Origin of the sequence: Thauera sp., assembly GCF_034003485.1 — a bacterium.
In the GTDB taxonomy this organism is placed as follows: Bacteria; Pseudomonadota; Gammaproteobacteria; order Burkholderiales; family Rhodocyclaceae; genus Thauera.
In genome coordinates this window covers 62011-86789 of the sequence record NZ_JAVEYL010000017.1, presented here as the reverse complement: position 1 = coordinate 86789, position 24779 = coordinate 62011, and the positions used below count along the sequence as shown (strand labels likewise).

The 24779-nt window shown below is 68.9% G+C and carries 22 protein-coding genes; 7 read left to right on the top strand and 15 right to left on the bottom strand.

The window, feature by feature from the left end:
* Positions 1-5: 5 nt before the first annotated feature.
* The 7 genes from RBT54_RS11415 to RBT54_RS11385 form a co-directional block, all read right to left on the bottom strand.
* The gene (locus RBT54_RS11415) at positions 6-815 is read right to left on the bottom strand and encodes an ABC transporter permease (protein WP_320367180.1); all 810 of its coding nucleotides are present in this window, start codon (positions 813-815) and stop codon (positions 6-8) included.
* A gap of 7 nt (positions 816-822) precedes the next feature.
* Positions 823-2004: an amino acid ABC transporter substrate-binding protein gene (locus RBT54_RS11410; RefSeq protein WP_320367179.1), complete on the bottom strand. Its 1182-nt coding sequence runs from the start codon at positions 2002-2004 to the stop codon at positions 823-825.
* 165 nt (positions 2005-2169) lie between these two features.
* Positions 2170-3159 carry a PQQ-dependent catabolism-associated beta-propeller protein gene (locus RBT54_RS11405; RefSeq protein WP_320367178.1) on the bottom strand — a complete coding sequence of 330 codons (990 nt, stop codon included), beginning with the start codon at positions 3157-3159 and terminating at the stop codon, positions 2170-2172.
* Between the two features lie 113 nt (positions 3160-3272).
* Entirely contained in the window at positions 3273-4082 is an 810-nt protein-coding gene (locus tag RBT54_RS11400) for an ABC transporter ATP-binding protein (RefSeq protein ID WP_320367177.1), read from the bottom strand.
* Positions 4079-4852, bottom strand: coding sequence for an ABC transporter ATP-binding protein (locus tag RBT54_RS11395; RefSeq protein ID WP_320367176.1), 774 nt, complete (start codon positions 4850-4852; stop codon positions 4079-4081). Before RBT54_RS11395 ends, RBT54_RS11400 begins: the two co-directional genes overlap by 4 nt.
* Positions 4853-4855: 3 nt before the next feature.
* Positions 4856-5635 (bottom strand): ABC transporter permease, encoded by a 780-nt coding sequence (locus RBT54_RS11390; protein WP_320367175.1) that lies wholly within the window; start codon positions 5633-5635, stop codon positions 4856-4858.
* Between the two features lie 137 nt (positions 5636-5772).
* Entirely contained in the window at positions 5773-6762 is a 990-nt protein-coding gene (locus tag RBT54_RS11385; RefSeq protein WP_320367174.1) for an ABC transporter substrate-binding protein, read from the bottom strand.
* Positions 6763-7113: 351 nt separating this feature from the next.
* Between RBT54_RS11385 and RBT54_RS11380 the strand changes: the two genes are divergently transcribed.
* From RBT54_RS11380 to RBT54_RS11365, 4 genes are all read left to right on the top strand, one after another.
* Entirely contained in the window at positions 7114-7914 is an 801-nt protein-coding gene (locus RBT54_RS11380) for a Fis family transcriptional regulator (protein ID WP_320367173.1), read from the top strand.
* Positions 7911-9272 (top strand): sensor histidine kinase, encoded by a 1362-nt coding sequence (locus RBT54_RS11375; protein ID WP_320367172.1) that lies wholly within the window; start codon positions 7911-7913, stop codon positions 9270-9272. Before RBT54_RS11380 ends, RBT54_RS11375 begins: the two co-directional genes overlap by 4 nt.
* A gap of 22 nt (positions 9273-9294) precedes the next feature.
* Positions 9295-9945, top strand: coding sequence for a response regulator (locus RBT54_RS11370; protein ID WP_320367171.1), 651 nt, complete (start codon positions 9295-9297; stop codon positions 9943-9945).
* An 84-nt stretch (positions 9946-10029) separates the two neighbouring features.
* Positions 10030-12030: an alkaline phosphatase D family protein gene (locus RBT54_RS11365; protein ID WP_320367170.1), complete on the top strand. Its 2001-nt coding sequence runs from the start codon at positions 10030-10032 to the stop codon at positions 12028-12030.
* A gap of 32 nt (positions 12031-12062) precedes the next feature.
* Here the strand turns inward: RBT54_RS11365 and RBT54_RS11360 are convergent, their stop codons facing one another.
* On the bottom strand, positions 12063-12605 hold the full coding sequence (locus tag RBT54_RS11360) for a hypothetical protein (RefSeq protein ID WP_320367169.1): 543 nt from the start codon (positions 12603-12605) through the stop codon (positions 12063-12065).
* 199 nt (positions 12606-12804) lie between these two features.
* Between RBT54_RS11360 and RBT54_RS11355 the strand changes: the two genes are divergently transcribed.
* The gene (locus RBT54_RS11355; protein ID WP_320367168.1) at positions 12805-13725 is read left to right on the top strand and encodes a DUF808 domain-containing protein; all 921 of its coding nucleotides are present in this window, start codon (positions 12805-12807) and stop codon (positions 13723-13725) included.
* A gap of 6 nt (positions 13726-13731) precedes the next feature.
* Here the strand turns inward: RBT54_RS11355 and pqqE are convergent, their stop codons facing one another.
* From pqqE to pqqA, 5 genes are all read right to left on the bottom strand, one after another.
* Complete coding sequence (gene pqqE, locus RBT54_RS11350; protein WP_320367167.1) at positions 13732-14886, bottom strand: pyrroloquinoline quinone biosynthesis protein PqqE; 1155 nt, start codon at positions 14884-14886, stop codon at positions 13732-13734.
* A 9-nt stretch (positions 14887-14895) separates the two neighbouring features.
* On the bottom strand, positions 14896-15180 hold the full coding sequence (pqqD, locus tag RBT54_RS11345) for a pyrroloquinoline quinone biosynthesis peptide chaperone PqqD (RefSeq protein WP_320367166.1): 285 nt from the start codon (positions 15178-15180) through the stop codon (positions 14896-14898).
* On the bottom strand, positions 15177-15977 hold the full coding sequence (gene pqqC / locus RBT54_RS11340) for a pyrroloquinoline-quinone synthase PqqC (RefSeq protein ID WP_320367165.1): 801 nt from the start codon (positions 15975-15977) through the stop codon (positions 15177-15179). The genes pqqD and pqqC overlap by 4 nt, the downstream gene beginning before the upstream one ends.
* Positions 15974-16888, bottom strand: a complete 915-nt coding sequence (gene pqqB / locus RBT54_RS11335) for a pyrroloquinoline quinone biosynthesis protein PqqB (RefSeq protein WP_320367164.1) — start codon at positions 16886-16888, stop codon at positions 15974-15976. The genes pqqC and pqqB overlap by 4 nt, the downstream gene beginning before the upstream one ends.
* A 108-nt stretch (positions 16889-16996) precedes the next feature.
* On the bottom strand, positions 16997-17071 hold the full coding sequence (gene pqqA, locus RBT54_RS11330) for a pyrroloquinoline quinone precursor peptide PqqA (protein ID WP_002927495.1): 75 nt from the start codon (positions 17069-17071) through the stop codon (positions 16997-16999).
* A gap of 436 nt (positions 17072-17507) precedes the next feature.
* Between pqqA and pip the strand changes: the two genes are divergently transcribed.
* On the top strand, positions 17508-18497 hold the full coding sequence (gene pip / locus RBT54_RS11325; RefSeq protein WP_320367163.1) for a prolyl aminopeptidase: 990 nt from the start codon (positions 17508-17510) through the stop codon (positions 18495-18497).
* 151 nt (positions 18498-18648) lie between these two features.
* Positions 18649-20844, top strand: a complete 2196-nt coding sequence (locus RBT54_RS11320; protein WP_413788444.1) for a TonB-dependent receptor family protein — start codon at positions 18649-18651, stop codon at positions 20842-20844.
* Between the two features lie 31 nt (positions 20845-20875).
* On the opposite strand, the gene RBT54_RS11315 is transcribed toward RBT54_RS11320, so the two are convergent.
* Positions 20876-22882 (bottom strand): sigma-54-dependent Fis family transcriptional regulator, encoded by a 2007-nt coding sequence (locus RBT54_RS11315; protein WP_320367162.1) that lies wholly within the window; start codon positions 22880-22882, stop codon positions 20876-20878.
* Positions 22883-23063: 181 nt separating this feature from the next.
* Positions 23064-24584, bottom strand: coding sequence for an aldehyde dehydrogenase family protein (locus tag RBT54_RS11310; protein WP_320367161.1), 1521 nt, complete (start codon positions 24582-24584; stop codon positions 23064-23066).
* Positions 24585-24779 lie beyond the last annotated feature (195 nt).

Here is a 24779-nt window from a genome sequence, read left to right as displayed (position 1 = left end):
ATGCGTCACCCCGGTTTCCCGGTGCGCTTGAGCATGCCGCGCTGCGGGTCGTAGCCCCAGGCGGCAAGCAGGAAGAAGGCCACCAGGCAGCCGGCTACGATCGCCAGCGACTGCACCGCAACCTGGCCATGCAGCGCGAAGCGCGTCGCCTCCACCGCATGGGTGAAGGGGTTCCAGGTGGCCAGGAAATGGATCACGCGCGCGCCGGATTCCTCCAGCTTCCACAGCGGATAGAGCGCGGGCGAGATGAAGAACATCGGGAAGATGACGAAATTCATCGTGCCGGCGAAGTTCTCGAGCTGGCGCACATTGACCGACAGCAACAGCCCGAGCGCGCCCAGCATCATCCCCGACAGCACCAGCACCGGCAGCGCGTACAGCCAGCCGATGATCGGCACCTCGACCTCGAACAGTGCGGCGATGATCAGGAACACATAGGCCTGCAGCACCGACAGCAGCGTACCGGCGAGCAGCTTGCAGAACAGCAGATACCAGCGCGGCAAAGGCGCGGTGAGCAGCAGGCGCATCACGCCCATCTCGCGGTCGTACACCATCGCCAGCGAGGACTGCATGCCGTTGAACAGCAGCACCATGCCGAGGAGCCCCGGCACGATGTAGGTCTGGTACGGAATGTAGGTGTTATACGGCGGGATGATCGACACCCCGAACACGTTCTGGAAGCCGGCGGCGAACACCACCAGCCACAGCAGCGGACGCACCAGCGCCGAGGCCAGCCGCCCGCCCTGGCGGAGGAACTTGGCGACCTCGCGGCTGGTGACGGCCTGCAGCGCGAGCCAGGCGTGGGCGAGCCTCATCGTGTCCTCACGGCTTGCACTGGCTGTCACGCCGGTCGAAGCCGAGCGTGTCCATGTTGTTGGTCTGGTGCAGGAAGCCCTGGATCGGCGCGCGCTCGATCACCGCGTTGTGGGTGGCGATCAGCAGCGGCTGGCGCAGCTGGCGGTCCCAGTCGCGGAAGTACAGGCGGTTGCCCTTGAAGCCGTCGATGGTGATCTCCTCGCCGCCGAGGTAGGCGACGAGCTTGTCGAAGGGCGCGTTCTCGGTGCGCACCACCGCCTCCACCACCGCCTTCACCGCGATCCACGCCGCCCAGTCGGCGCTGCCCATGTGGCGCTTGGCCTGCTTCTCGAAGCGGCCGGTGAGCTGCGGCGCGCCGTGGCGCGGCCAGGCCCAGTGCCAGGCTTCGGCGACCAGGCCCTCGGCGCCCACCACCGGACGCGGGCGCACGGTGTCGTAGGGCACGCTGCGCGCGAACTCTCCGTCGCTGTCGGCGACGAAGACGACGTCGTAGTCGGCGCCCGCAGTCAGCAGGCCGACGTTGCCGAGTTCGCGCTGGCGCGGGTCGTTGCTGAGCAGAAAGTCCTTCTTCGCGACGATCTTCAGGCCCAGCCGGCGCGCGGAGTTCTCGAAGGCGGCGCCGATCAGCTTGTCGTCGTCGAGCGGCCCCTGCAGCAGCAGCACGTTGCGCCACTTCCTGAACACGAGGAACTGGGCGATCGCATCGGTCTGCATGCCGTGGTTGGGCAGCGTGTGGTACAGGTGCGCCTGGCACTGCGCCTGGCGCAGCGCGTCGTCGGGCGCCGAGACGTTGAACAGCAGCAGCCCGCGCCCGCGGGTGGCGGCGGCGACCTCGGCCACCACCTTGCCGGGCGCGTCGATCAGGAAGTAGCGCACGCCCTCGGCGTGCAGCTTGTCGAGCTCGGCCACCAGTGCCGCCGCATCGGTGCCGCGCGCACGCGCCAGGTCGAAGCTCACGCCCAGCGCCTGGCCGACGAAGCGGGCCTCGCGCAGCGCGACTTCCGCACCGGGGAAAGGCGAACCCAAGGGTCGCGACAAGGTGCGATAGAAAGCCTTCTTCTCGTCGTAGCGTGCATCCTTGTTCAGTTCGAGATAGCCGAAGCGGATCACCTCGGCCGCCCCGGCCACCAGCGCGAACAGCAGCAGAGAGGCCGCCAGGGCGAAGTGGATCAGCGCACGCAAGCTCATGTAGATATCTCCAGGAAGCGTTCCAGGACGTGATCGGCAGGTTCTGTGGGAGCGGGCTTGCCCGCGAAAGCAGCGGATCAGAACGCACAACTCGCGGGCAAGCCCGCTCCCACGGAAAGACAGGAGGGCCTGCCTCTGGCAGGCACTCCTACCGTGATCAGCCGATCAGTCGTCGATCACCGCCGTGTGCGGCACGCGGCCGACCGGCACCGAGCGCAGCACCTTGTTGGTCTTTGTGTCGACCAGCGAGATGTCGTCCGACAGGCCATTGACCACCACCAGCATCGACTCGTCGCGGTTGAGCGTCACGCCCCAGGCGCGGTTGCCGACCAGCACGTAGTCCTTGACCTGGCGGGTGGCGACGTCGACCACGGCGAAGTGGTTGGCGCGGCCGAGCGTGACGTAGGCGGTCTTGCCGTCGCGGGTCATGGTGATGCCGACCGGGGTCACGTCGTCGCTACGAAAACCCTTGGGCTCGAAGCTGATGGTTTCCTTGATGGTGTTGTTCTTGGCGTCGAGCACGGTCACCGAGGCGCCCAGTTCGTTGGTCACCCACACCTCGCTGCCGTCGGGCGTGTCGGCAAAGCGGCGCGGGCGGTTGCCGACCACCACATTGGCGAGGATCTCGTTGTTCGCGGTGTCGATGACGTGGACCATGTTGGCCACTTCCGATGTCACGTAGAGCCGGCTGCCGTCCTTGCTCACCAGCACGCCCTCGGGCTCCTCGCCGACCTCGATCTTGGCCAGCACCTCGTTCTTGGCGACATCGACCACCGACACTTCGGCGTCGTCCTCGTTGGAAACGAAGATCTTGCTGCCGTCCTTGCTGAAGTCGAACATCTCGGGGTCTTCGCCGACGTCGATGCTACGCACAACCTCGAGCTTGGCAATGTCGATCACGTCCACCCGTTCACTGTTGCTGGCGATGACGAAGATCTGCTCGCGATCGGCCGCGAGCTTCATGTCGCGCGGACGTTCGCCGGTAGCGATGGTCTTGACCACCTGGAAGCTCTTGCCGTCGAGCACGGTGACGGCGTTGTCGTTCTCGCTGCTGACGAAGATGTAGCCGGTGTCCTTGGCCAGCGCGGCGCCGGCCGGCAGGGCTAGCATCAGGGTGGTGGCCACGGCGCAGCCGAGGGTCTTCAGTCGGGTCATTGTTGTCGTCTCCTCGTTGGTGTCGATGGTGCAAAGCTGTCACTGCTTGAAGCGCGGGCAGGAACCCGCAAGAAAAAACCATGCCAGATCGATGCTGGCCAACTCAGCCGGGTTCAGGCGGGCTCCACCGCCTGCCCGCTGCGCGTCATCTTGAGGAAGGCCTCGGCCAGCGTGTCGCAACCGGACGCCGCCACCAGCTCGGCCGGCGTACCTTGGGCGAGCAGTTTGCCCTTGTGCAGCACCAGCACGCGGTCGGCGCCCTCGGCCTCGTCCACCAGGTGCGAGGCCCACAGCACGCCGACGCCGCTGGCGCGCAAGGCCAGCACCTCGTCGAGCAGGTGCCGGCGCGAGGCCGGATCCAGGCCGACGGTGGCCTCGTCCATCAGCAGCACCGAAGGCTGATGCACGAGCGCGCGCGCCAGTTCCACCTTGCGCCGGTTGCCGCCCGAGAGTTCGCGCACACGATCGCCGCGACGCTCGGCCAGCCCGAGGCGGGCGAGCGCATCGGCAATGCGGACCTTCGCCTGCGCGCCGCCGATGCCGTGCAGGCGGGCGTGGAACACGAGGTTGGCCTCGACGCTGAGGTCGAGGTCGAGCGTCATCTGCTGGAACACCACGCCGATGCGTCCGAGCGCGCGCACCGGCGCCACGCGCATGTCCTGGCCGCACACCCGCACCTCGCCGGCGTCGGCATTGAAGAGGCCCGTGAGCAACTGGAACAACGTGCTCTTGCCCGCGCCGTTGGGGCCGAGCAGGGCGACGAATTCGCCAGCACGCACCTCGAGGTCCACGCTCTTCAGCGCCGGGCGCGCACCGTAGGATTTGCTCACCCCGCGCACCGACAGCAACACCTCGCCGGCCGCGCCGGGCGCTGCCCTCGGTTGTGTCAGCGGCTCGGCCGCCGTCGCGCTCACGCTCTTCATTGCGCTGCTCCGTCCGTTTCCACGCCGCTCGCCAGCCCACCCAGCAAGGCCGGATGGCGGACCAGCAGCGCCTGATAAAAGCGATCGACCGCAGGCGATGCGGGGTCGCGCGGACGCGGCAGGTCCACCGCCAGATCCAGCACCACCCGCCCCGGTGCTGCCGACAGGAAGCACACCCGGTCGGCGAGCGCGAGCGCCTCGCGCAGGTCGTGGGTGACGAACAGCACGCTCGCGCCGCAGCGCTGCCACTGCTCGGCGAGCATCTCACGCAGACGGTTCGCGGTGGGCGTGTCGAGCGACACGAAGGGTTCGTCCATCAGCAGCAGTTCGGGCTCGTTGATGAAGGCACGTGCGAGCGCCACGCGCCGCATCATCCCGCCGGAAAGCCGCGTCGGATAGGCATCGAGCACGTCTCCGAGTTCCATCGCTCGCAACAGCGCAATCCCGCGTTCGCGCTGGCGCGCCGCATCACCGCCGGCACGCGCCACCAGCAGCACGTTGTCGAGCACGCTCATCCACGGCATCAGCCGCGGCTCCTGGAACATGAAGCCGATGTCCTCCGGGAAGGCGCCGTTCATCGTCACCTGGCCGTCCAGGTCGCGGTCGAGCCCGCCGACGATGTTGAGCAAGGTGCTCTTGCCGCAACCCGAGGGCCCCACCACGCACACGAACTCGCCGTGCTGCACCGCCAGGCGCAGGCCGGACAATGCCACGTGCGGTCGGCCGCCACGGTCGGGATAGCACTTGCGATCGATCTGGATCTCGAGCATCGCTCAGGTCCTCCACCCGGTGAGCCGGCGCTCGAGCGGGCGCAGCACCCAGGCCTCGACGACCAGCACCACGGCGGCAAAGGCCAGCGTGTAGGCGAGGATGCCGGTGATGTCGAAGAACTGGAAGAACACGTTCAACTGAAAGCCCACGCCCTCGCTGCGCCCGAGCAGCTCGACCACAAGCACGATCTTCCAGATCAGCGACAACCCCGAGCGCGCCGCCGCCATCAGATAGGGCACGAGCTGCGGCAGATAAACGCGCATGAAGGTGGTGCGCCGCGACAGGCGATAGGCGCGGGCGACGTCGAGCAGCTTGGGATCGACCGCACGCGCGCCCTCGCGCACGGTGACGATGACGGTCGGGATCTTGTTGATCGCCACCGCCAGGATTGCCGCCCAGTCGTTGAGACCGAACCACACGTAGCACAGGATGATCGTGACCAGCGCCGGGATGTTGAGCCCGAGCACCAGCCAGGCATCGAAGAAGGCGTCGAGGCTGCGCCAGCGCCCCATCGCCATCCCGAGCAGCGCGCCGATCAGCATCGCCGCGGCGAAGGCGACCGCGACCCGGCCGAGCGTCACCGCGAGGTGGCCGGGCAGGCTCAGCGACACGGTCTCGTCGACGATGCGCGCGAGCACGGTCAGCGGATCGGGCAGCGTACGGCTGTCGGCGAACATGGCCGCGACCTGCCACAGCAGCACGAAGGCGCCCAGGGACGCGAGCCGCAGCCAGCGATCGCGCCGGCGCGAGGCGCCCTCGCCCGCTGGCGAGCTCACACTCAAGCCCACTTGCGAGCTTTCACGCTCGCCCGCCGGCGCCCTTGTCCCCTCGCCAACCGGCGACCTCCCCTCACCCGCCGGGCGGCTTGCGCGAACCATCATCCGCACCGGGGCCTCGACCGCAGCCGATCGCTTGCCAGTCACTCGCCCCCGCCTCCGCGCCAGAAGGTGCCGGGCGCGAGCGCGCGCGCCTTGCCCACCAGCGCCTCGCCGCCTTCCGCCGCCAGGATGTCGAAGACGCGCGTGGCGACGCCCTCGGCCTCCGCGGCCGTGGTGCGCGGAATGCCGGCACGGAAGCCGTCGCGCAGGGCGACGAAGGTCTCCTCGTTCTCGGCACGCATCAGCGGGCGCAGTTCCTCCCACACCGCGTCGGACTCCAGCATCAGCGCCTTGGCCGCGTCCGATGCACGCAGGAACCCCTCGATCGCAGCGACGTTGTCATTCGCCCAACGCTCGCGGAACACCCAGCCCACCAGCGGCAGTTCGTCCTCGATGCCCAGACCGGCGAGGATCTGCGGCATGGTGATCAATTCCTTCATGCCCGCCGCCGACAGCCGCGCGGTGTAATGCCAGAAGTTCATCGCCGCCGGCAACTCACCACGCATGACCAGCTCGTTGAGCAGCGGCGGTGCCGCAAACTGCGGGCGCAGGAAGGTCGCTGCGTCCTCACCCACCGTGCGCCGTGCGTAGGCGCGCAGCAGCAGCCAGCTCTTGTCGAGCGCGCCGCCGGCCACGCCGAGGCGCTTGCCCTTGAGATCGGCGAACTGCGCGACGCCCGCATCGGGTCGCACGCTGATGCCTCCGACCGCCTGCGAGTACGGCGCGAACGCATAGTCGCTGCCGTCCGAGCGCATGCGCGACACCCAGATCCAGTCGTTGGCGATCACATCTACCTCGCCGCCCTGGATCGCCACGTTGGCCGCGTCCTTCAGCGCCAGCGGCACGATGCGCAGCTCGATGCCCTCGCGCGCAGTCAGCCCATGGCGCTGCATGACGTCGAGCTCCCAGCTCACGGTGCCAAACTGCAGGATGCCTACACGCACGATCGCAGGGTCGGCGCCAGATGCGCCGGAGATCGCGACCGAAGTCAGCAGCAAGTAGCCCAGCAGGCGTCCGATCAGGGCGGGCATGTCGTCTCTCCTCGTCGTTTGAGCATGCCGTCGAACGCGCGCGGCACGCAATTTTGAGCTTCGGAATGCAGGATCCATGCCAAGCGCTCGCGCGCTGAACACCGTGCCGCGTGGAGCACCTGGCTTGCACGCACGCTCGCCACCCGGGATGAACTGCTCCGAATGGGAACACTCGCTGTTCAATGACGACACAACGCCAGGGCCCCAACAACCGACGCGTTGGTCGCTGGCGCCGCGCCCCTGCACCGCAGGCCGGCGCCCGGCGGCGCGGGGACACATGCGGCCTGCGCTCCGGCATGAATCCTGCAAATGGGTTCCAAGTCCTGCTACCGCAAAACGTTCCCACGGAACATGAACCCGATCATCGCCCCCGGCCATTCAAGCTTGTCCGGCACTGCCGCAACAGCGGGGGAAGGCACGTCTGCGGCGCTGCGCGGGCTCGATCTCGAGCGCCTCGTGACCCTGTCGGCGCCGGCCATGGAAGATCTTTACCGCCAGCTCGACAGTCCGACCACGACGGTCCTGCTCGCCGACAGCCAGGGCAGCGTGTTGCGCGCGATCGGCAGCGGGTGCGATGCCGGCGCATTGCCAGGCGCCATGCCCGGCTCATTACCCGCCGCATCGCCCAGCGCCATGAACGCGCCACCGCAGGTGACTACGTCCCACGCACTGCCTGCGATGCCACCTCAGCTTCCGGCGCAGCGAGTGGGGATCGCGGTACCGATCCTGCCCCCGGACGGCGGCCTGCTCGGCTTCGTTGACACCGACGCCTCGCCGCTGGACTGGCTGAGCCATGCCAATGCCTTGCTGCAGACCGCGGCGCGGATCATCGAGCACCGCCTGATCGAGGCCGACCCGAAAGGCTTCCTGCTGCTGCGCTTCCACCGCTACCCGACCGTGCTCGGCACGCCCCTGGAAGCGCTCGCGCTGTTCGACGCCGACGGCGGCGTGCTGCTCGCCAACCGCGTCGCCATCGATCTGCTGGCGCCCTGCTCCATCGCCTGCGGCGTACCCGTGGCAAGCTGCTTCGCCACCCAGTGGTGCGGCATCGTCGGCCATGCCGCGCTTGGCCTGCGCCAACCCTTTGCGCTGCGCGGCCACCGCGGCACCGACTTTTCTGCACGTGCCAGCCTGAGGAGGGCCGCCGCATGAACATCCTCCGTTCGCCGAGCCTGCACGGGCGCCTGAGCCTGGTGCTGACCACCCTGATCGCGGTGATGATGATGATCGGCGCCAGCGTGTGGCTGCGCGAGACCCGCCTGGCAATCCACGAGGAAGTGGAGGCCGCCACCCGCGTCGCCGAACAATGGCTCAAGGTGCTGGTGCCGGAAACCCTGGCCGACGGCCCGCAGGCGCGCGAACGCCTGATGGACCATCTCGGCGCGATCGGCCGCATCCGCGCCAACCGCCTCGAAGTCTTCGCGGCCGACGGCCAGCGCCTCTACGTCTCGCCCGAATCGCCCTACAAGGCCGGTCGCCATGCCCCCGAGTGGTTCGCCGGCTGGGTGGCGCCCGAGCTTGCCGAACGCCGGCTCGAGGCCAACGGCCTCGCCGTGGTGCTCACCCCCGACACATCGCGCGCCGTGCTCGACGCCTGGGACCACGTCAGCGCCGCGCTCGGCTGGGCCTTCGCGCTGCTGCTGGCGATCTGGCTCGCCACCCGCTTCGCGATCGACCGCGCGCTGGCCCCGATCACCGAGATCCACACTGCGCTCGAACGCGGCGCCAGCGGCCAGTTCGACCAGCGCCTGCCCGAATACGCCACGCGCGAGCTTGCGCTCCTCGCACGCAGCTACAACCGCCTCGCCGACAGCCTCGACGAGAGCCTGGCCGAAAACGCCCGCCTCGAGCAGGACCAGGCCCTGGCGCGTGCGCTGCAGGCGCGGCTGGAACAGGAACGGCGCGCGATCGCGCGCGAACTCCACGACGAGCTCGGCCAGGGCATCACCGCGGTGCGCTCGATCGCCGGCGCCATCATCCAGCGCACCACCGAACAACCCGGCATCAACGGCAGCGCGCAAGCCATTCTGGCGATGACGACGCAGATGCAGGACGGCGTTCACACCATCCTTCAACGCCTGCGCACGCGCAGCCCGGACAGCCAGGTGCGCATCGAGGAAGCCATCGAGAGCTACTGCGCGCTGTGGGCCAGCCATCACGGCGACATCCGCGTCGACTGCACGATCGAAGCGCTCGGCCAGCAGGTGACGGATGCGCTCGGGCTGACCATCCTGCGCATGGTCCAGGAGAGCCTGACCAACGTCGCCCGCCACGCCCACGCCACCCGCGTCGAGGTGCGGCTCGGCGTGCGCGACGACGAGATCGAGGTCGAGGTCATCGACAATGGCCGTGGCCTCGGCGAGAATCCGGCGCCCGGACGCCACGGCCTGGTCGGCATGCGCGAGCGCATCGCCGAGCTGCACGGCGAGCTCGAACTCTCCAGCCCGCCCGAGGGTGGACTCAATGTGCGCGCCCGCCTGCCGCTGCCACCCACCGTCCCCCACCACTGAACCGCGTAACGAGATCGAAAGGATGACCGTGCAGTCGCTCGAAGGAATCCGCGTCCTGCTTGCAGACGACCACGCCACCGTACGCATGGGCTTTCGCCTGCTGCTCGAAGGCGCCGGGGCGACGGTGCTCGCCGAGGTCGACTCGGGCGAGGCCGCGGTGAGCGCCTACACCCAGCACCGGCCCGACGTGCTGATGATGGACGTGTCCATGCCCGGCATCGGCGGCCTCGGTGCGCTCGAGCGTGTGCTTGCCCATCACCCGGAGGCGCGCGTGCTGATCCTGTCCGCGCATGACGACGCCCAGATTCCCGCCCGCGCGCTGCGCGCCGGCGCCACCGGCTACCTGTCCAAGCGCGCCCATCCGCAGGAGCTGCTGCGTGCCATGGCCAGCGTCGCGCGCGGCCAGCGCTACATCGACCCCGAGATCGCGCCCGCGCTGGCGCTCGCCCAGTTCTCCGGGTCCCAAGACCCGATCGCCGCACTCACCGAGAAGGAGTTCGCGGTCTTCCTGCAGCTCGCCCAGGGCCGCAGCGTGGCCGAGATCGCGGACAGCCACAAGCTCAGCCCGAGCACGGTCGGCACCCACCTGTACCACATCAAGCAGAAGCTCAATGTCTCGAACGCCGCCGAACTGGCGCTGATCGCCATCCGCAGCGGGCTGATCGAGGTCTGACGCCCGCGGGCGCGCAAGTGGTGACGCGCGCGGCCGCTTTGATATAAACCAGGCATCGACGACCGTCCGCGCCATCCAGGTTTCATGCCTACCGCCTCGAACTCCGCAAACGAAGACCTCCCCCTGGTGCTCGCCGGGCCCCTGCTGCGCCGCGTTGAAGCGCAACGCATCGTGTTGTGGCTGGCGACCAGCCAGCCGATGCGCGCCCGCATCGACCTCGACATCGGCGGCGAACAAGCGCTGCACCTGACGCCCGAACCGGGCACGCCCGCCTGCCGCGTGCTTACAGCCGGCGCGCAGCTGCATTACCTGCTGCTCGACCTCGCGCTCGACGCCGAACTGCCCGCCGGGCAATGGATAGGCTACCGCCTGGCGCTCGCGCCCCGCGACGAGGTCGAGCCGCAGTGGCGCGACGCCGCGGACTGGGCGCCGGACCTGTGCTACCCGGGGCGCGAGACCCCGGGCTTCGTGTTCGCGCCGCAGGTGGCGTCGCTGCTCCATGGTTCCTGCCGCAAGCCGCACTACCACGGCGGCGACGGCCTGGTGCGAGCCGATGCGCTCCTCGCCGAGCTGGTCGCACGCAACGCCCTCGACGCCGACCCCGCCCCCGAGGCCGATGGCCTGCCCGCCTGGCCGTCCGCGCTGGTGATGACCGGCGACCAGATCTACGCCGACGACGTCGCCGGCCCGATGCTGCGTGCCATCCACGGCCTGATCGGGCGCCTCGGCCTGCCGGTGGAGCGGCTCGAAGGCATCGACGAGGCCGGCGTGCGCGACGCCGAGAGCCTCTACCGCCACCCCGACTGTTACTACCGGCGCGACAAGCTGCTCCCCCGCCACAAACGCAACTACGCGCTGATCGAGGTCTTCTTCGGCGGCGTGGAAAAGCCGGTGTTCACCTCGGCCAGCGCCCACAACCACCTGATCACGCTCGCCGAAGTGCTGGCGATGTACCTGCTGGTGTGGTCGCCTGCGCCCTGGCGCGGCCTCCAGCTCGATCCGCCAGCGGGCCTGAGCGCCGAGGACGCGGCGCGGTACGCGTCCGAGCATCGCGCGATCGAGGCCTTCATCGCCGACCTGCCCGCGGTGCGGCGCGTGCTGGCGCACATCCCGGTGGCGATGATCTTCGACGACCACGACATCACCGACGACTGGAATCTGAGCCGCGAGTGGGAGGAGATCGCCTACGGTCACGACTTCTCGCGCCGCATCATCGGCAACGCGCTGCTCGCCTACACGATCAACCAGGCCTGGGGCAACCGGCCGGAGGTACTCGACGACGACCTGCTGGAGCGCCTGCAACGCAGCCTCGCCGCGCCCGGAGACACGGCGCACCAGGAATGCATCGCGCACCTGCGCCAGTTCGAAGGCTGGCACTACAGCTGGCCGACCACGCCGCCGCTGGTCGTCATCGACACCCGCACCCAGCGCTGGCGCTCGGAACACGCTGCGCGCCGGCCCTCGGGGCTGATGGACTGGGAGTCGCTCACCGACCTCCAGCACACCCTGCGCGGACTGCCGGCGGTGCTGCTGGTGTCGCCGGCGCCGATCTTCGGCGTCAAGCTGATCGAGTCCATCCAGCGCGTGTTCACCTGGTTCGGCCACCCGCTGATGGTCGACGCGGAGAACTGGATGGCGCACCCGGGCTCGGCGCAGGCCATCCTCAACATCTTCCGCCACCGCAAGACGCCGCAGCACTTCGTCGTGCTGTCGGGCGACGTGCATTACTCCTTCGTCTACGACGTCGAGCTGCGCGGCCGCGTACGTGGGCCGGACATCTGGCAGATCTGCAGCAGCGGTGTGCGCAACGAGTTTCCGCCGCGCCTGCTCGGCGTGCTCGACCGCCTGAACCGCTGGCTGTATTCACCACGCTCGCCGCTGAACTGGTTCACCCGCCGCCGCCACATGCGCGTCACGCCGCGCCGTTACGAGGGCGCATCGCAGGGGCGGCGCCTGCTCAACGGCAGCGGCATCGGGCTCGTCGAACTGGATGCAGAGGGCGTGCCGTGGCGGATTCGCGAGCTGCTCGCCGACGGGCGCACGATCGGCTTCGAACGCGACGAGGATGCCTCGCGCTGGGACTGACGGGTCCGCTTGCCGATGGACCCGGTGGGCGCTCAACGATCGGCCTGCAACTCCCAGATACCCGCCGGCGGCGTATTGCGCCACACCACCGCCCGACGGTGCCAGCGCAAGTGCCGCGGCGCCGCAAAGGGCACGCGTGGCTGGTAGGTGAACTGCACCAGCTTGCGCTCAACGCTGTGCTCGAGGAAACGGCAGATGCTGTCGACCGTCTCCGCCCCGACATCCTTGGGCAGGGAGCGGAACGGCAGGCTTGAGACCAGCACCAGTCGCCCCGGCCGCGCGATCAGGCTGTCGACCACCTGCTTCGCCGAGGCTTGGCGCACATCCACCGCCGGGAATCGCGTCCGCAAGCGCCGCGCCAGCGTGGGCTGGAGCTCGACCGCGATCAGCGGCACCCCCGGCAGCTTTCGCAGCAGCGCCTCGGTGACCGGACCGGTGCCCGCGCCGAGCTCGACCACGGCATCGGCGCCCAGTGCGGCATTTGCCATGGCATTCGCCAAGGTACGCGAGGACGGCAGGACTGCGCCGGTCGATGCGGGGTTGCGCAGCAAGGCAAACAGCAACTCGACCGGCATGAGCGCCAGCCCCCGAAAAGTGGAAAGACCGTCATGTTAGCGCCGCCATGGCCCGCCCGACATACGAAATTGCTTCCGGATACGCTTACGCTTGTCCGCCCGCCCTGGGCCCGATCAGATGAAACAGCACATGCAGCGTGCTGCAATGCCCCATCGATTTCTGTCACCATCACGGCTTCGCTTTCACCCTCCTTTCACCATGGCCGGAACCACACTGCTCGCACTGATCGACGACATCGCCTACATCCTCGATGACGTCGCCACCATGACCAAGGTCGCTGCGAAGAAGACTGCCGGCGTGCTCGGTGACGACCTCGCCCTCAACGCCCAGCAAGTCACCGGCGTGCAGGCCAGCCGCGAGTTGCCGGTGGTGTGGGCGGTGGCCAAGGGCTCGATGGTCAACAAGGCCATCCTGGTGCCGGCCGCGCTGCTGATCAGCTGGCTGGCGCCGTGGCTGATCACGCCGCTGCTGATGCTGGGGGGCGCCTTCCTGTGCTACGAGGGCTTCGAGAAGCTCGCCCACAAATTCCTTCAGCCGAAGCACGCGGCCGAGGCGCAGCGCCGAGAGACCCTCGAGGCGCTGGCCAACCCAAACGTGGACCTGGTCGCCTTCGAGAAGGAGAAGATCAAGGGCGCGGTGCGCACCGACTTCATCCTGTCGGCCGAGATCGTGGTGATCACGCTCGGCACCGTGGCCGCGGCCTCGCTCGGCCAGCGCGTGGCGGTGCTGGTCGGCATCTCGCTGCTGATGACGGTGGGCGTGTATGGGCTGGTGGCGGGCATCGTCAAGCTCGATGACCTCGGCCTGCACCTGCAGCGCAGCGCGTCCGCCTTCACCCGCCGCATCGGCGGCGCCATCCTGGGCTTCGCGCCGTGGCTGATGAAGACCCTGTCGGTGGTCGGCACCGCGGCGATGTTCATGGTCGGCGGCGGCATCCTGCTGCACGGCTGGCCGGCGGTGGCGCATGCGGTGGAGGCGTTCGCTGCCGGCTTCGGCGGGTTTGCGGGCGCGCTGATCAGCACCGCGGCGGGCGCCGGGGTGGGCATCGTGGCCGGCGCGCTGGTGCTGGCCGGGGTCACGCTGGTGCAGAAGGCGCGCGGCGCGGGCAAGAACGCCTGACGCGCCTCAGCCACCCGGCTGCAGCAGCCCCGCCTTGCGCCGGCGCGATTCCTCCGGCCCGCGGAACACCAGCGGGCGTTCCACCACGGCCACTTCGCCGCGCTCGGCACGTTCGACCGCTTCCAGCACCTTGTGATGCGCGGGCGACTTGTCGCACACCGGGTCGGCCGCCGCCGGATCGCCGGTCAGCATGAAGGCCTGGCAGCGGCAGCCGCCGAGGTCCTTCTCTTTCTCCGGGCAAGTGCGGCAGGGCGCCTTCATCCAGCCGTCGCCGCGGTAGCGGTTGAAGCCTTCCGAGTCGTACCAGATGCTGCGCACGTCCATGTCGCGCACATTGGGAAACGCCAGCCCGGGCAGCATGCGCGCGGTGTGGCAGGGCAAGGCGGTGCCGTCGGGGGTGACGGTGAGGAAGACGTTGCCCCAGCCGTTCATGCACTTCTTCGGGCGGGTCTCGTGGTAATCGGGCACGACGAAGAAGATGCGGATGCGGTCGCCGTAGCGCTCGCGGCGCTCGTTGGTGACGCGCTCGGCGCGCTCGATCTGCTCGCGCGAGGGCAGCAACTGGTCGCGGTTGAGCATCGCCCACGAGTAGTACTGGCTGTTGGCGAGCTCCAGGTACTCGGCGCCGAGCTCCACCGCCATGTCGATGATGCGGTCGATGTAGTCGATGTTGAGGCGATGGATCACGCAGTTCATCACCATCGGCCAGCCGTTGTCCTTGATGATCGCCGCCACCTTGTGCTTGAGCTCGAAGGTGCGGGTGTGCGACAGGAAGTCGTTGAGCTCCCTGGTGGAATCCTGGAAGGAGAGCTGGATGTGGGCGAGCCCCGCGCCCTTCAGCGCCCTCGCCCGTGCCTCGGTGAGGCCGACGCCCGAGGTCAGCAGGTTGGTGTAGAAGCCGAGCCGGTGCGCCTCGGCGACCAGCACCTCGAGGTCGTCGCGCAGCAGCGGCTCGCCGCCCGAGAAGCCGCACTGCACGCTGCCCGCCGCCCGCGCCTCGCGCAGCACGCGCAGCCAGTCGTCGGTCGAGAGCTCGTCCGGGGTGTGGGCGAAATCGACCGGGTTGTAGCAGAACACGCAGTGCAGCGGACAGCGGTAGGTGAGCTCGGCAAGCAGCCACAGGGGCGGGCCGGGCTGGGGCTTCACTTCGGGGGCGTTCATGAGCTCACCTCACACGTCGATCCATTGCTGCTTGCGCGCCAGCTCAAGGAAGGCGAGCACGTCGGGTTGCAGCCCGGTGGTGGCGAAGGCCTGCTCCAGGTCGGCCACCACCTCGGCCACGCTGCGCACACCGTCGCAGCGGTGCAGGATCTCGCCCGCGCTCTGGTTGAGCTTGACCATGCCTTCCGGGTAGAGCAGCACCCAGGATTGCTGCGCCTCCTCCCACTGCAGGCGGAAGCGCTTCGACACGCGCGGGGTGGTGGCCGCATCGATGATCGTGGCGGCGTCGCTCATCGCGCCGCTCCCTTGCGCGGCCCCACGATCGCCACCTCGCACTGGCTCAGCATGATCGCGTCGGCCATTGCCCACAGGACGTCGAGCTTGAACTGCAGGATGTCGAGCGCGCGCTGCTGCATCGCCCGGCTCTGGCTGAAGTACTCGAGCGTGAAGCGCAGGCCGTGCTCGACGTCGCGCCGCGCCTGGGTGAGGCGGTTGCGGAAGTACTGCAGGCCGGTGGTGTCCACCCAGGGGTAGTGCGTTGGCCAGGTGTCCAGGCGCTGCTGGTGGATGTGCGGCGCGAAGAGCTCGGTGAGGCTGGAGGCCACCGCCTCCTGCCACGGGCGCTGGCGGGCGAAGTTGATGTAGGCGTCGACCGCGAAGCGCGTCGCCGGCGCGACGAAGCGCAGCGAGGTCACGTCGTCGCGGGTCAGGCCGGTCGCCTCTCCCAGCCGGACCCAGGCCTCGATGCCGCCGGGGTCCTTCACGTCGCCGATCTCGAAGCCGTCGTGGTCGAGGATGCGCTGGATCCACTCGCGGCGGATCTCACGGTCGGGGCAGTTGGACAGGATCGCCGCGTCCTTCACCGGGATCGAGATCTGGTAGTAGAAGCGGTTCGCCACCCAGCCCTGGAGCTGCGCGCGGGTGAGCTTGCCCTCGGCCATCATCACGTGGAAGGGGTGGTAGATGTGGTAGCTCGTGCCCTTCTCGCGCAGCAGGGCCTCGAACTCCTGCGGGCTCCACGGCGGCAGGTCGTCGGCGCGGGCGGCCAGGGCCGCCGTGTGCTCGATGCTGGTCTGGTCAATGTAGCTCACAGCGCGATCTCCATGCCGTCGAAGGCGACCTCGATGCCGTGCGCGGCCAGCTCGGCGCGTTCGCGGCTGTCCTCGTCGAGGATCGGGTTGGTGTTGTTGATGTGGATCAGCACCTTGCGCGTGGTGGCCGGCAGCTTGTCGAGCCACTCCAGCATGCCGCCGGGGCCGGACTGCGGCAGGTGGCCCATGGCGCGCGAGGTCTTCTGCGAGGCGCCGAGGCGGATCATCTCGTCGTCGGTCCACAAGGTGCCATCGACCAGCACGCAGTCGGCGGCCTGCATCGCCTCCCACACCAGCGGCTCCATCTCGCCCAAACCGGGCGCGTAGAACAGGCGCTTGCCGCTGGCCGCATCGACCAAGGTGACGCCGATGTTGTCGCCCGGCTGCGGGCGGTCGCGGTGCGGCGAGTACGGCGGCGCATTGCTGGTCAGCGCCAGCGCCTCGAAGCCGAGGCCAGGCGCGCCGTCGATGGCAAAGCGCGCCTGCAGCGGCAGCTCGTGCCAGTCGATGCCGCTGTAGTGGCCTAGCACGCCGAACACCGGATTGCCCACCGACAGATCCTCGCGCACGCGGGCGGTGCACCACACCGGCCACGGCTTGCGATGCTCGCGCAGCATGTAGAGGCCGGTGGTGTGGTCGATCTGGGCGTCGATCAGCACGATCGCGGCGATGGCGGTGTCGCGCAGCGCGCGCGCCGGCTGCAGCGCGGGAAAGCTGCGGATCTGCTGCAGCACGTCGGGCGAGGCGTTGAACAGCACCCAGTTCTCGTCGTCGCCGCTGGCGGCGATCGAGGACTGGGTGCGGGCCTGGGCACGGATGCGGCCCTTGCGCAGACCGTCGCAGTTGGGGCAGTTGCAATTCCACTGCGGGAAGCCACCACCGGCGGCGGAACCGAGTACGCGAATCTTCATCGCCACTCCTGTGGGGCGCATGGGCACCGGCGGCGCAGGCATGCGAGGCACAAGCAAAAAGGGCGGCGCGGCGCTGGGACGCGCGCCGCACCGCCCCGGGGTCGCGCCTTAGCGGTTGGCGATGTACATGGTGATTTCAAAGCCGAAGCGCATGTCGCTTGCTGCGGGGGTTTCCCATTTCATGATCGTCTCCTGTCTTGTCTCTGGGTGGGATCGGCGCCGCTTGCAGGCACCGCCGACCGGTTTGCCGGCCGTGTGGGTGAGATTGCCTGGAAGAGGAATAATTCGCATCGCGAAAGTCCGGAACCGGGCCTCATGAAAATCTTGAGGGGGCGCGCGGGCGTGCACATGGGGCTGCAAACGACATGGCGACAGGCAGCCCTCGTCAAGGGCGGAGGATGGGTACCCAGTGCGGAAACGCGAAAGCCACCTGATCTCAACCGCTCAACAAGAACAACCGGAAACCACACGAGCACTGGTCTAAAATCCAGCACATGCAGCGTCCGCCCTTCGCTCGTGCACCACCGGTCCGAGACGGCGCGGCAAGCTCGCTCGCCATCACCCGGGCAACCCTCGCCCCTGCACGAATACCGTCCATCCCGAGCATCTCTCCAACGCCATGCCGCCCGACGCCCTGCTTTTCCCCGCTACACCTCCGCTCGACCACGGCATGCTCGAGGTCGGCGGTGGCCACCGCCTGTACTTCGAGCGCTGCGGCAATCCCGCGGGCCTGCCGGTGCTGTTCCTGCATGGGGGCCCCGGAAGCGGCTGCAGCCCGCGCCATCGCCAGCTCTTCGACCCCGCCCGCTTCCACGTGGTGCTGTTCGATCAGCGCGGCTGCGGGCGCAGCACGCCGCGCGGCGACTGTCACGCCAACACCACGCGCGAACTGGTCGACGACATCGAACGCCTGCGCATTCACCTGGGCATCGAGCGCTGGCTGGTGTTCGGCGGGTCGTGGGGTGCCGCGCTGGCGGTGGCCTGGTGCAGCAGCCATCCGCAACACTGCCTGGGCGCCATCCTGCGCGGCAGCTTCCTCACCGGACAGCCCGACCTCGACTGGTTCTTCGGCCCCGAGGGCGCGGGCGCGGTCTGCGCCGAGGCCTGGTCCGCGCTGTGCGCAGCCGTGCCGGAAGCAGCGGAGGGTCGGGCGCTCGCCGCATTGTGCGCTGCGCTCGGCGGCACCGACGCGCGCGCTGCCGCCCATGCGGCGCAGGTCTGGGCGGCCTGGGAAGACGCGGTGAGCGCGCCTGCACAGCCGGCGCCGCCAGCGCCCACCCGCGACGCCCAGGCCCTCGCGGCGCTGATCGACAAGTACCGCGTGCAGGCGCACTACCTGGCCCACCACTGCTTCCTCGACGAGGACGGCGTGCTCGCGGGGGCGCGGTGCATGGCCGGCATTCCCGCCGCCCTTGTCCACGGCCGGCTGGATCTGGTCTGCCGCGCGCGCAATGCGCTGCGCTTGCACGAGGCGTTGCCCGGCAGCCGCATGCGTCTGGTCGACGGCGCCGGCCACAGCCCCTTCGAGCCGGCAATGGCGCGCGCGCTGATCTGGGCGCTGGCCCACTTCGCCGAACATCGCGACTTCAAGCAGTGGCCGCCGGACTGAAACGCCGTGCCAGCAGCGAGGGCACAAGGACTGTCGGGAAATGCAAGGCTCATGATTATCGCTAGCGCACGCTCGGGTTTGCCCTGAGGCCGGCGCGCCCGGTCATCGGCGAGAATCGAGCGCTTCGATCCATTCCACCAGGAGCCCGACCGTGAAGCCGATGCCCCGCGCTATCCCCGACGCCATTGTCTTCAGCCGCAAGGCCCCGCGCGCGGGTGCGCTTGCGCAGCTTGTGCGCATCGCGTTCCCTGGCGCGCTGGCCGGCTTCGCCTGCCTCGCCGGCGCGCAGGACGCCGCAACGGCGGACCCGGGTGCGGTGGCGCTGAACCCGGTTGTCGTGACCGGCAGCCCGGTGGCGACCGAGAGCTTCGACCTGCCCTACTCGGTCGATGCGGTGGACATGCGCGCCAACCAGGCCGGCAATCTCGGCGTGAATGCCTCCGAGGCGCTCGCCGGCGTGCCCGGCCTGGTGATCCAGAACCGCCAGAACTACGCGCAGGACCTGCAGATCTCGATCCGCGGCTTCGGCGCGCGCGCGGCCTTCGGCGTGCGCGGGGTCAAGCTGATCGCCGACGGCATCCCCGCCACCAACCCCGACGGCCAGGGCCAGGCCTCCACCTTCAACCTCGACACCGCCGAGCGCATCGAGGTCATGCGCGGGCCCTTCGCCACCGTGTATGGCAACCACGCCGGCGGCGTCATCCAGCTCTTCTCGCGCAAGGGCGAGGGCGACCCGCGGGTGCGCGCCAGCGTGCTCGGCGGCAGTTGGGGCACGACCAAGTTCGGCATCGGCGCCGAGGGCGAAAAGAACGGTGTCGGCTTCGTGCTCGACGCCTCGCGCTTCGACACCGACGGCTACCGCGACCACAGCAAGACCCGCCGCGACCAGGGCTTCGCCAAGCTGACGCTGAACCCGGACGAGGACAGCACGCTGACGCTGGTGGCGAACGGGCTGCGCCAACCCGACACCGAGGATCCGCTGGGGGTCGAGTGGGACACCTACCAGCGCGACCCGCGCGCGGTCGAGGACGTCGCAACCGACTACAACACGCGCAAGAGCATCCACCACCTGCAGGGCGGTGGCACTTACGAGCGCCGATTTGGCGAGGACCGCCTGCAGGTGTCGGCCTACACGGGCCGACGCAGCGTGACGCAGTACCAGTCGATTCCGAGGTTCGTGCAGATCCCGACCTTGGCGAATCCCGAGCGCGCAAACCAGGCCGGTGGGGTGGTCGACTTCGACCGCGACTTCTACGGCGTCGGCGCACGCTGGGTCGCCGAGCGGACAATCGGATCAGGTGAGCTGACCTTTACCGCCGGCCTGGACTACGACCGCTCGGAGGACGAGCGCCGCGGCTACGAGAATTTCATCGGCCAGACGCTGGGCGTGAAGGGCCAACTGCGGCGTAACGAGATCGACACTGTGACGAGCGTCGATCCTTACGCACAGGCGATGTGGAAACAGGGGCCGTGGCAGTGGTCGCTTGGCGTGCGTCACTCGCGCGTCTCGTTCAAGGTCGAGGACCAGTACATCGTCGGCATCAACGGCGACGACAGCGGCAGCGTGCGCTTCAGCGAGACGACACCGGCCGTTGGCGTCGTGTATGCGATCAGCCCGGCCTTGAACGTTTATGCCAGCGCCGGCAAGGGCTTCGAAACGCCGACTCTCAACGAGCTCTCTTACGGAGCCGATGGCAAATTCAACTTCAACCTCAAGCCATCGACCAGCCAGCAGGTCGAAGTGGGCACCAAGGCGTTCCTCGGTGACAACAGTCGAGTCAATGCCGCACTGTTCCATATCGAAACGGACGATGAGATCGTAGTCGCCGGCGCCAGCGGCGGACGCACCAGCTACCAGAATGCGGGGCGCACGCTGCGCCAAGGCCTGGAACTCGCCGCCGAATCGGAGTTCACTCGGACCCTGACCGGACGTGCCGCGCTGACCTGGACGAAGGCCGAATACGACGAGGCCTTCATCAGCCGCAACACCACGATCCCGTCCGGCAATCGCATTCCTGGCGTGCCGCAATTCGCGGCCTATGCCGAACTGGCCTGGAAGCCGATCGCGGATGTGACGCTGGCCGGCGAGGCGGTCTATCGCGGCAAGGTCCATGTGAGCGATACCAACACCGAGCCGACGGCACCCGCCTACACCCTCTTCAACCTTCGCCTGGCGGCCGAGCAGCGACAAGGCCCGTGGACCTTCGGCCAGTTGCTGCGGGTCGATAACCTGTTCGATCGCAAGCACATCGGCTCGGTCATCGTCGGCGACAGCAATGGGCGGTTCTACGAACCCGGCCCCGAGCGCAGCCTCTACGCCGGCGTGAGCGCCAGCTACAAGTTCTGAGTCGTCCCGCGCGCCCGACGCACGGGACGACTCAAAAATCGCACCCCATCCGGCGATACAAGGTATTGCGCGCCACCCCGAGGTGGCGTGCAGCGGCCGACAGGTTGCCGTCGAAGCGTTCCAGCGCCGCGCGGATGGTCGCGTCGTCGATGTCCTTCGGGCGCCGGCCACGACCTCGGGCAAGCGCTTCGGCCTGGGTCGCGACCGGCGCGCGCACGACCCGGCGGGCCAACGGCGCGCCCTCGCCGACCTGCAACACGTCTTCGGACAGATGTGACGGCAGGATGCAGTCTTCGTCCTCGTCGAGCAGCGCGAGCGCGACCTCGAGCACGTTCTGCAACTGGCGGATGTTGCCCGGCCAGGCGTAGGCCTCGAGGATCGCCATCGTCTCCGCGGCGACGCTGATGCGGGTGGGCTCGGGATGGTGGCGGCTGCCGTCGAGCAGGCGGCGCACGATCGGGTGCAGGTCGGTGCGCTCGCGCAGGGGCGGCAGTTGCGCGGTGAGGCCGTTGACGCGGTAGTACAGGTCCTCGCGGAAGCGCCCGGCCTTGACGCTGTCGCTCAGCACGCGGTGGGTGGCGCACAGCAGGGCGATGTCGACCGCGACCGGCGCGTTGGCGCCGACGGGCTGCACGCAGCGTTCCTGCAGCACGCGCAGCAGGCGCGCCTGCATTGCCAGCGGCATGTCGCCGATCTCGTCGAGGAACAGCGTGCCGCCATGGGCCTGCTGGATGCGGCCGATCGCGCCTTCCTTGCGCGCGCCGGTGAAGGCGCCGCCGACATAGCCGAAGAGCTCGGACTCGATCAGGTTCTCGGGGATCGCCGCGCAGTTGACCGCGACGAAGGGTCCGTCCGCGCGCGGTCCGCTGTTGTGGCAGGCGCGTGCGAGCAATTCCTTGCCCGAGCCGGACTCGCCCTGGATCAGGATCGGGATGTTGCGGGCCACGACCTTGGCGCAGCGGTCGAGCGCGAACTGCAGGCCGGCGTCGCCGGTGGCGAGCGTCTCCAGCGTCACCCGGTTGCGCGCCGAGCGCGAGGGGTCGGGCGCCCGCGCCGCGCGCGCGCCACCGCCGGCCTGCGCTGCCTGCAGGCCGATGTGCCAGGCCAGGCTCACCCGCACGCGCGCATACACGCTGGCGCCCGCGCGCAGCTCGAGCGCCATCAACGCGCCCGGATCGCGCGCGGCGCGCCCGATCACGGTGCCGAAGCTGCTGCGGAACAGGTTGCCGAAGCCCCCCAGCCCCAAGCCGCGCCCCGGCGCGACACCGAGCAGTGTGCGTGCCTGGCGGTCGGCGGCGACGATCTCGCCATCGGCATCGACCGCGAGCAGCCCTTCCTGCAGCCCGCCCACGCCTTCCGGGCGCGGGTGAAAGGCGAACACCGCGTGGCGCGCGTGTTCGCTCTCGAACATGCGGCGTTCGACCAGGCGCACACCCATGCGCGCCAGGCCCAGCGTATGCGGCTGGTGGTGACGGTGGTCGCCGGAGATATCGAGCGCGCCGAGCAGCTCGCCGCGGCAGTCGAGGATGGGCGCGGCGCTGCAGGTGAGCACGCCGTTGCAGTCGAGGTAATGCTCGGAGCCGAAGACCTCGACCGGCGCGCGCTCGATCAGCGTGGCGCCGATGGCGTTGGTGCCGCGCTGGCATTCGCTCCAGCTCGCACCCGGCTGCAGCGCCACGCGGCTGGCGCGATCGACGAAGGCCGGGTCGCCGATGCCGTGCAGGATCAGCCCGCTGGCGTCGGCGAGCAGGACCATGCTGCCCGAGGCGCGGATCTGTTCGTAGAGATGCTCCATGACGCCGCCAGCGTGACTGAGCAGGGCGGCGTTGCGCTCGCGTGCCACCATCAGGTCGCCGCGCGTGGTGTTCGAGGGCCGGCCGCGCTCGGTGTTCTCCAGGCCGAGGCGCTGGCAGCGCTGCCAGGAGCGCAGCACGGGCGCGGGCAGGCCGGCGTCCGGCACCTCCCCGTTATCGAAAAACTGCCGCCGCAGCGACGCCAGCGCCGGCGCTTGCGCGGCACGCATCGGGGTCTGCCCCATCGTCTCGTCTCCTCTTCTGCCCGGATTGCGCCGCAACGGCACAGCCGGTTTGTGAAGAGGCATCAAGCAATCCGCGTGCCCGACAACTGACGCCGGATCGCCCACGAAAAAAAGCGGGGGCGGTTGCCCGCCCCCGGCAAATGCCCGACGAATCGGGAGTGGGGAGAGACTGGGTCAAAGTTCAGAAGAACCCGAGCTTGTTCTCGCTGTAGCTCACCAGCAGGTTCTTGGTCTGCTGGTAGTGGTCAAGCATGACCTTGTGCGTCTCGCGGCCGATGCCCGACTCCTTGTAGCCGCCGAAGGCCGCGTGCGCCGGGTACGCGTGGTAGCAGTTGGTCCACACTCGCCCGGCCTGGATGGCGCGGCCCATGCGGTAGGCGACGTTGCCGTTACGACTCCACACGCCGGCGCCCAGACCGTATTGGGTGTCGTTGGCGATCGCCAGCGCCTCGGCCTCGTCCTTGAAGGTGGTTACGGCCAGCACCGGCCCGAAGATCTCTTCCTGGAAGATGCGCATCTTGTTGTGGCCCTTGAACAGCGTCGGCTGGATGTAATAGCCATCGGCCAGCTCGCCTGCCATGTGCGCCCGCCCGCCACCGATCAGGCACTCCGCGCCTTCCTGCTTGCCGATGTCGAGATAGGCCTGGATCTTGGTCATCTGCTCACTCGAGGCCTGCGCGCCCATCATCGACTCGGTGTCGAGCGGGCTGCCCTGCTTGATCGCGGCCACGCGCTCGAGCACGCGCACCATGAAGCGGTCGTAGATCGATTCCTGGATCAGCGCACGCGACGGGCAGGTGCACACTTCACCCTGGTTGAAGGCGAACAGCACCAGCCCTTCGACCGCCTTGTCGAGGAATTCGTCGTCCTTGTCCATCACGTCGGCGAAGAAGATGTTGGGCGACTTGCCGCCGAGCTCGAGCGTGGCCGGGATCAGGTTGTTGGCGGCGGCCTGGGCGATCACGCGGCCGGTGGCGGTGGAGCCGGTGAAGGCGATCTTGGCGATGCGCTTGCTGGTGGCCAGCGGCATGCCGGCTTCGCGGCCGTAGCCATTGACGATGTTGAGCACGCCCGCCGGCAGCAGGTCGGCGATCAGCTCGGCCAGGATCAGGATGGAGATCGGAGTGGATTCGGCGGGCTTGAGCACCACGCAGTTGCCGGCGCCGATCGCCGGGGCGAGCTTCCACGCCGCCATCAGGATCGGGAAGTTCCACGGGATGATCTGGCCGACGACGCCGAGCGGCTCCTGGAAGTGGTAGGCGATCGTGGTCTCGTCGATCTCGGAGATGCCGCCCTCCTGCGAGCGCAGGCAGCCGGCGAAGTAGCGGAAGTGGTCCACCGCGAGCGGGATGTCGGCGTTGAGCGTCTCGCGGATCGCCTTGCCGTTATCCACCGTCTCGGCGTAGGCCAGCACTTCGAGGTTCTGCTCGAGGCGATCGGCGATCTTCAGCAGCAGGTTGGCGCGCTCGGCCGGGGAGGTCTTGCTCCAGGTCGGGAAGGCAGCGTGGGCGGCATCGAGCGCGAGCTCGACGTCCTCGGCGGTGGAGCGGGCGGCTTGGGTGTAGCGGCCGCCCGAGATCGGCGTCACGACGTCGAAGTAGTCGCCCTTGACCGGCGCGACCCACTGGCCACCGATGAAGTTGTCGTAGCGAGCCTTGTACTGGATCCTGGCGTCGGCCTGGCCGGGCATTGCGTACAGCATGGTGTCGTCTCCTCGAGCTTTGATGTGTGCGGGCGGGTTGCCACGGGGTTCATTCAGCAGGGCCCGTGCCAGCAATTCGATCTCTTGCATTTCAGGCACTTGCGGGGGTTTGGTGGCGATTGGGGCGTTCAGAAAATCGCCTGGAGCAGTGCCCGGGCTGCTCCATGTGCTCCATTGATCCGGCATTTCTGGAGC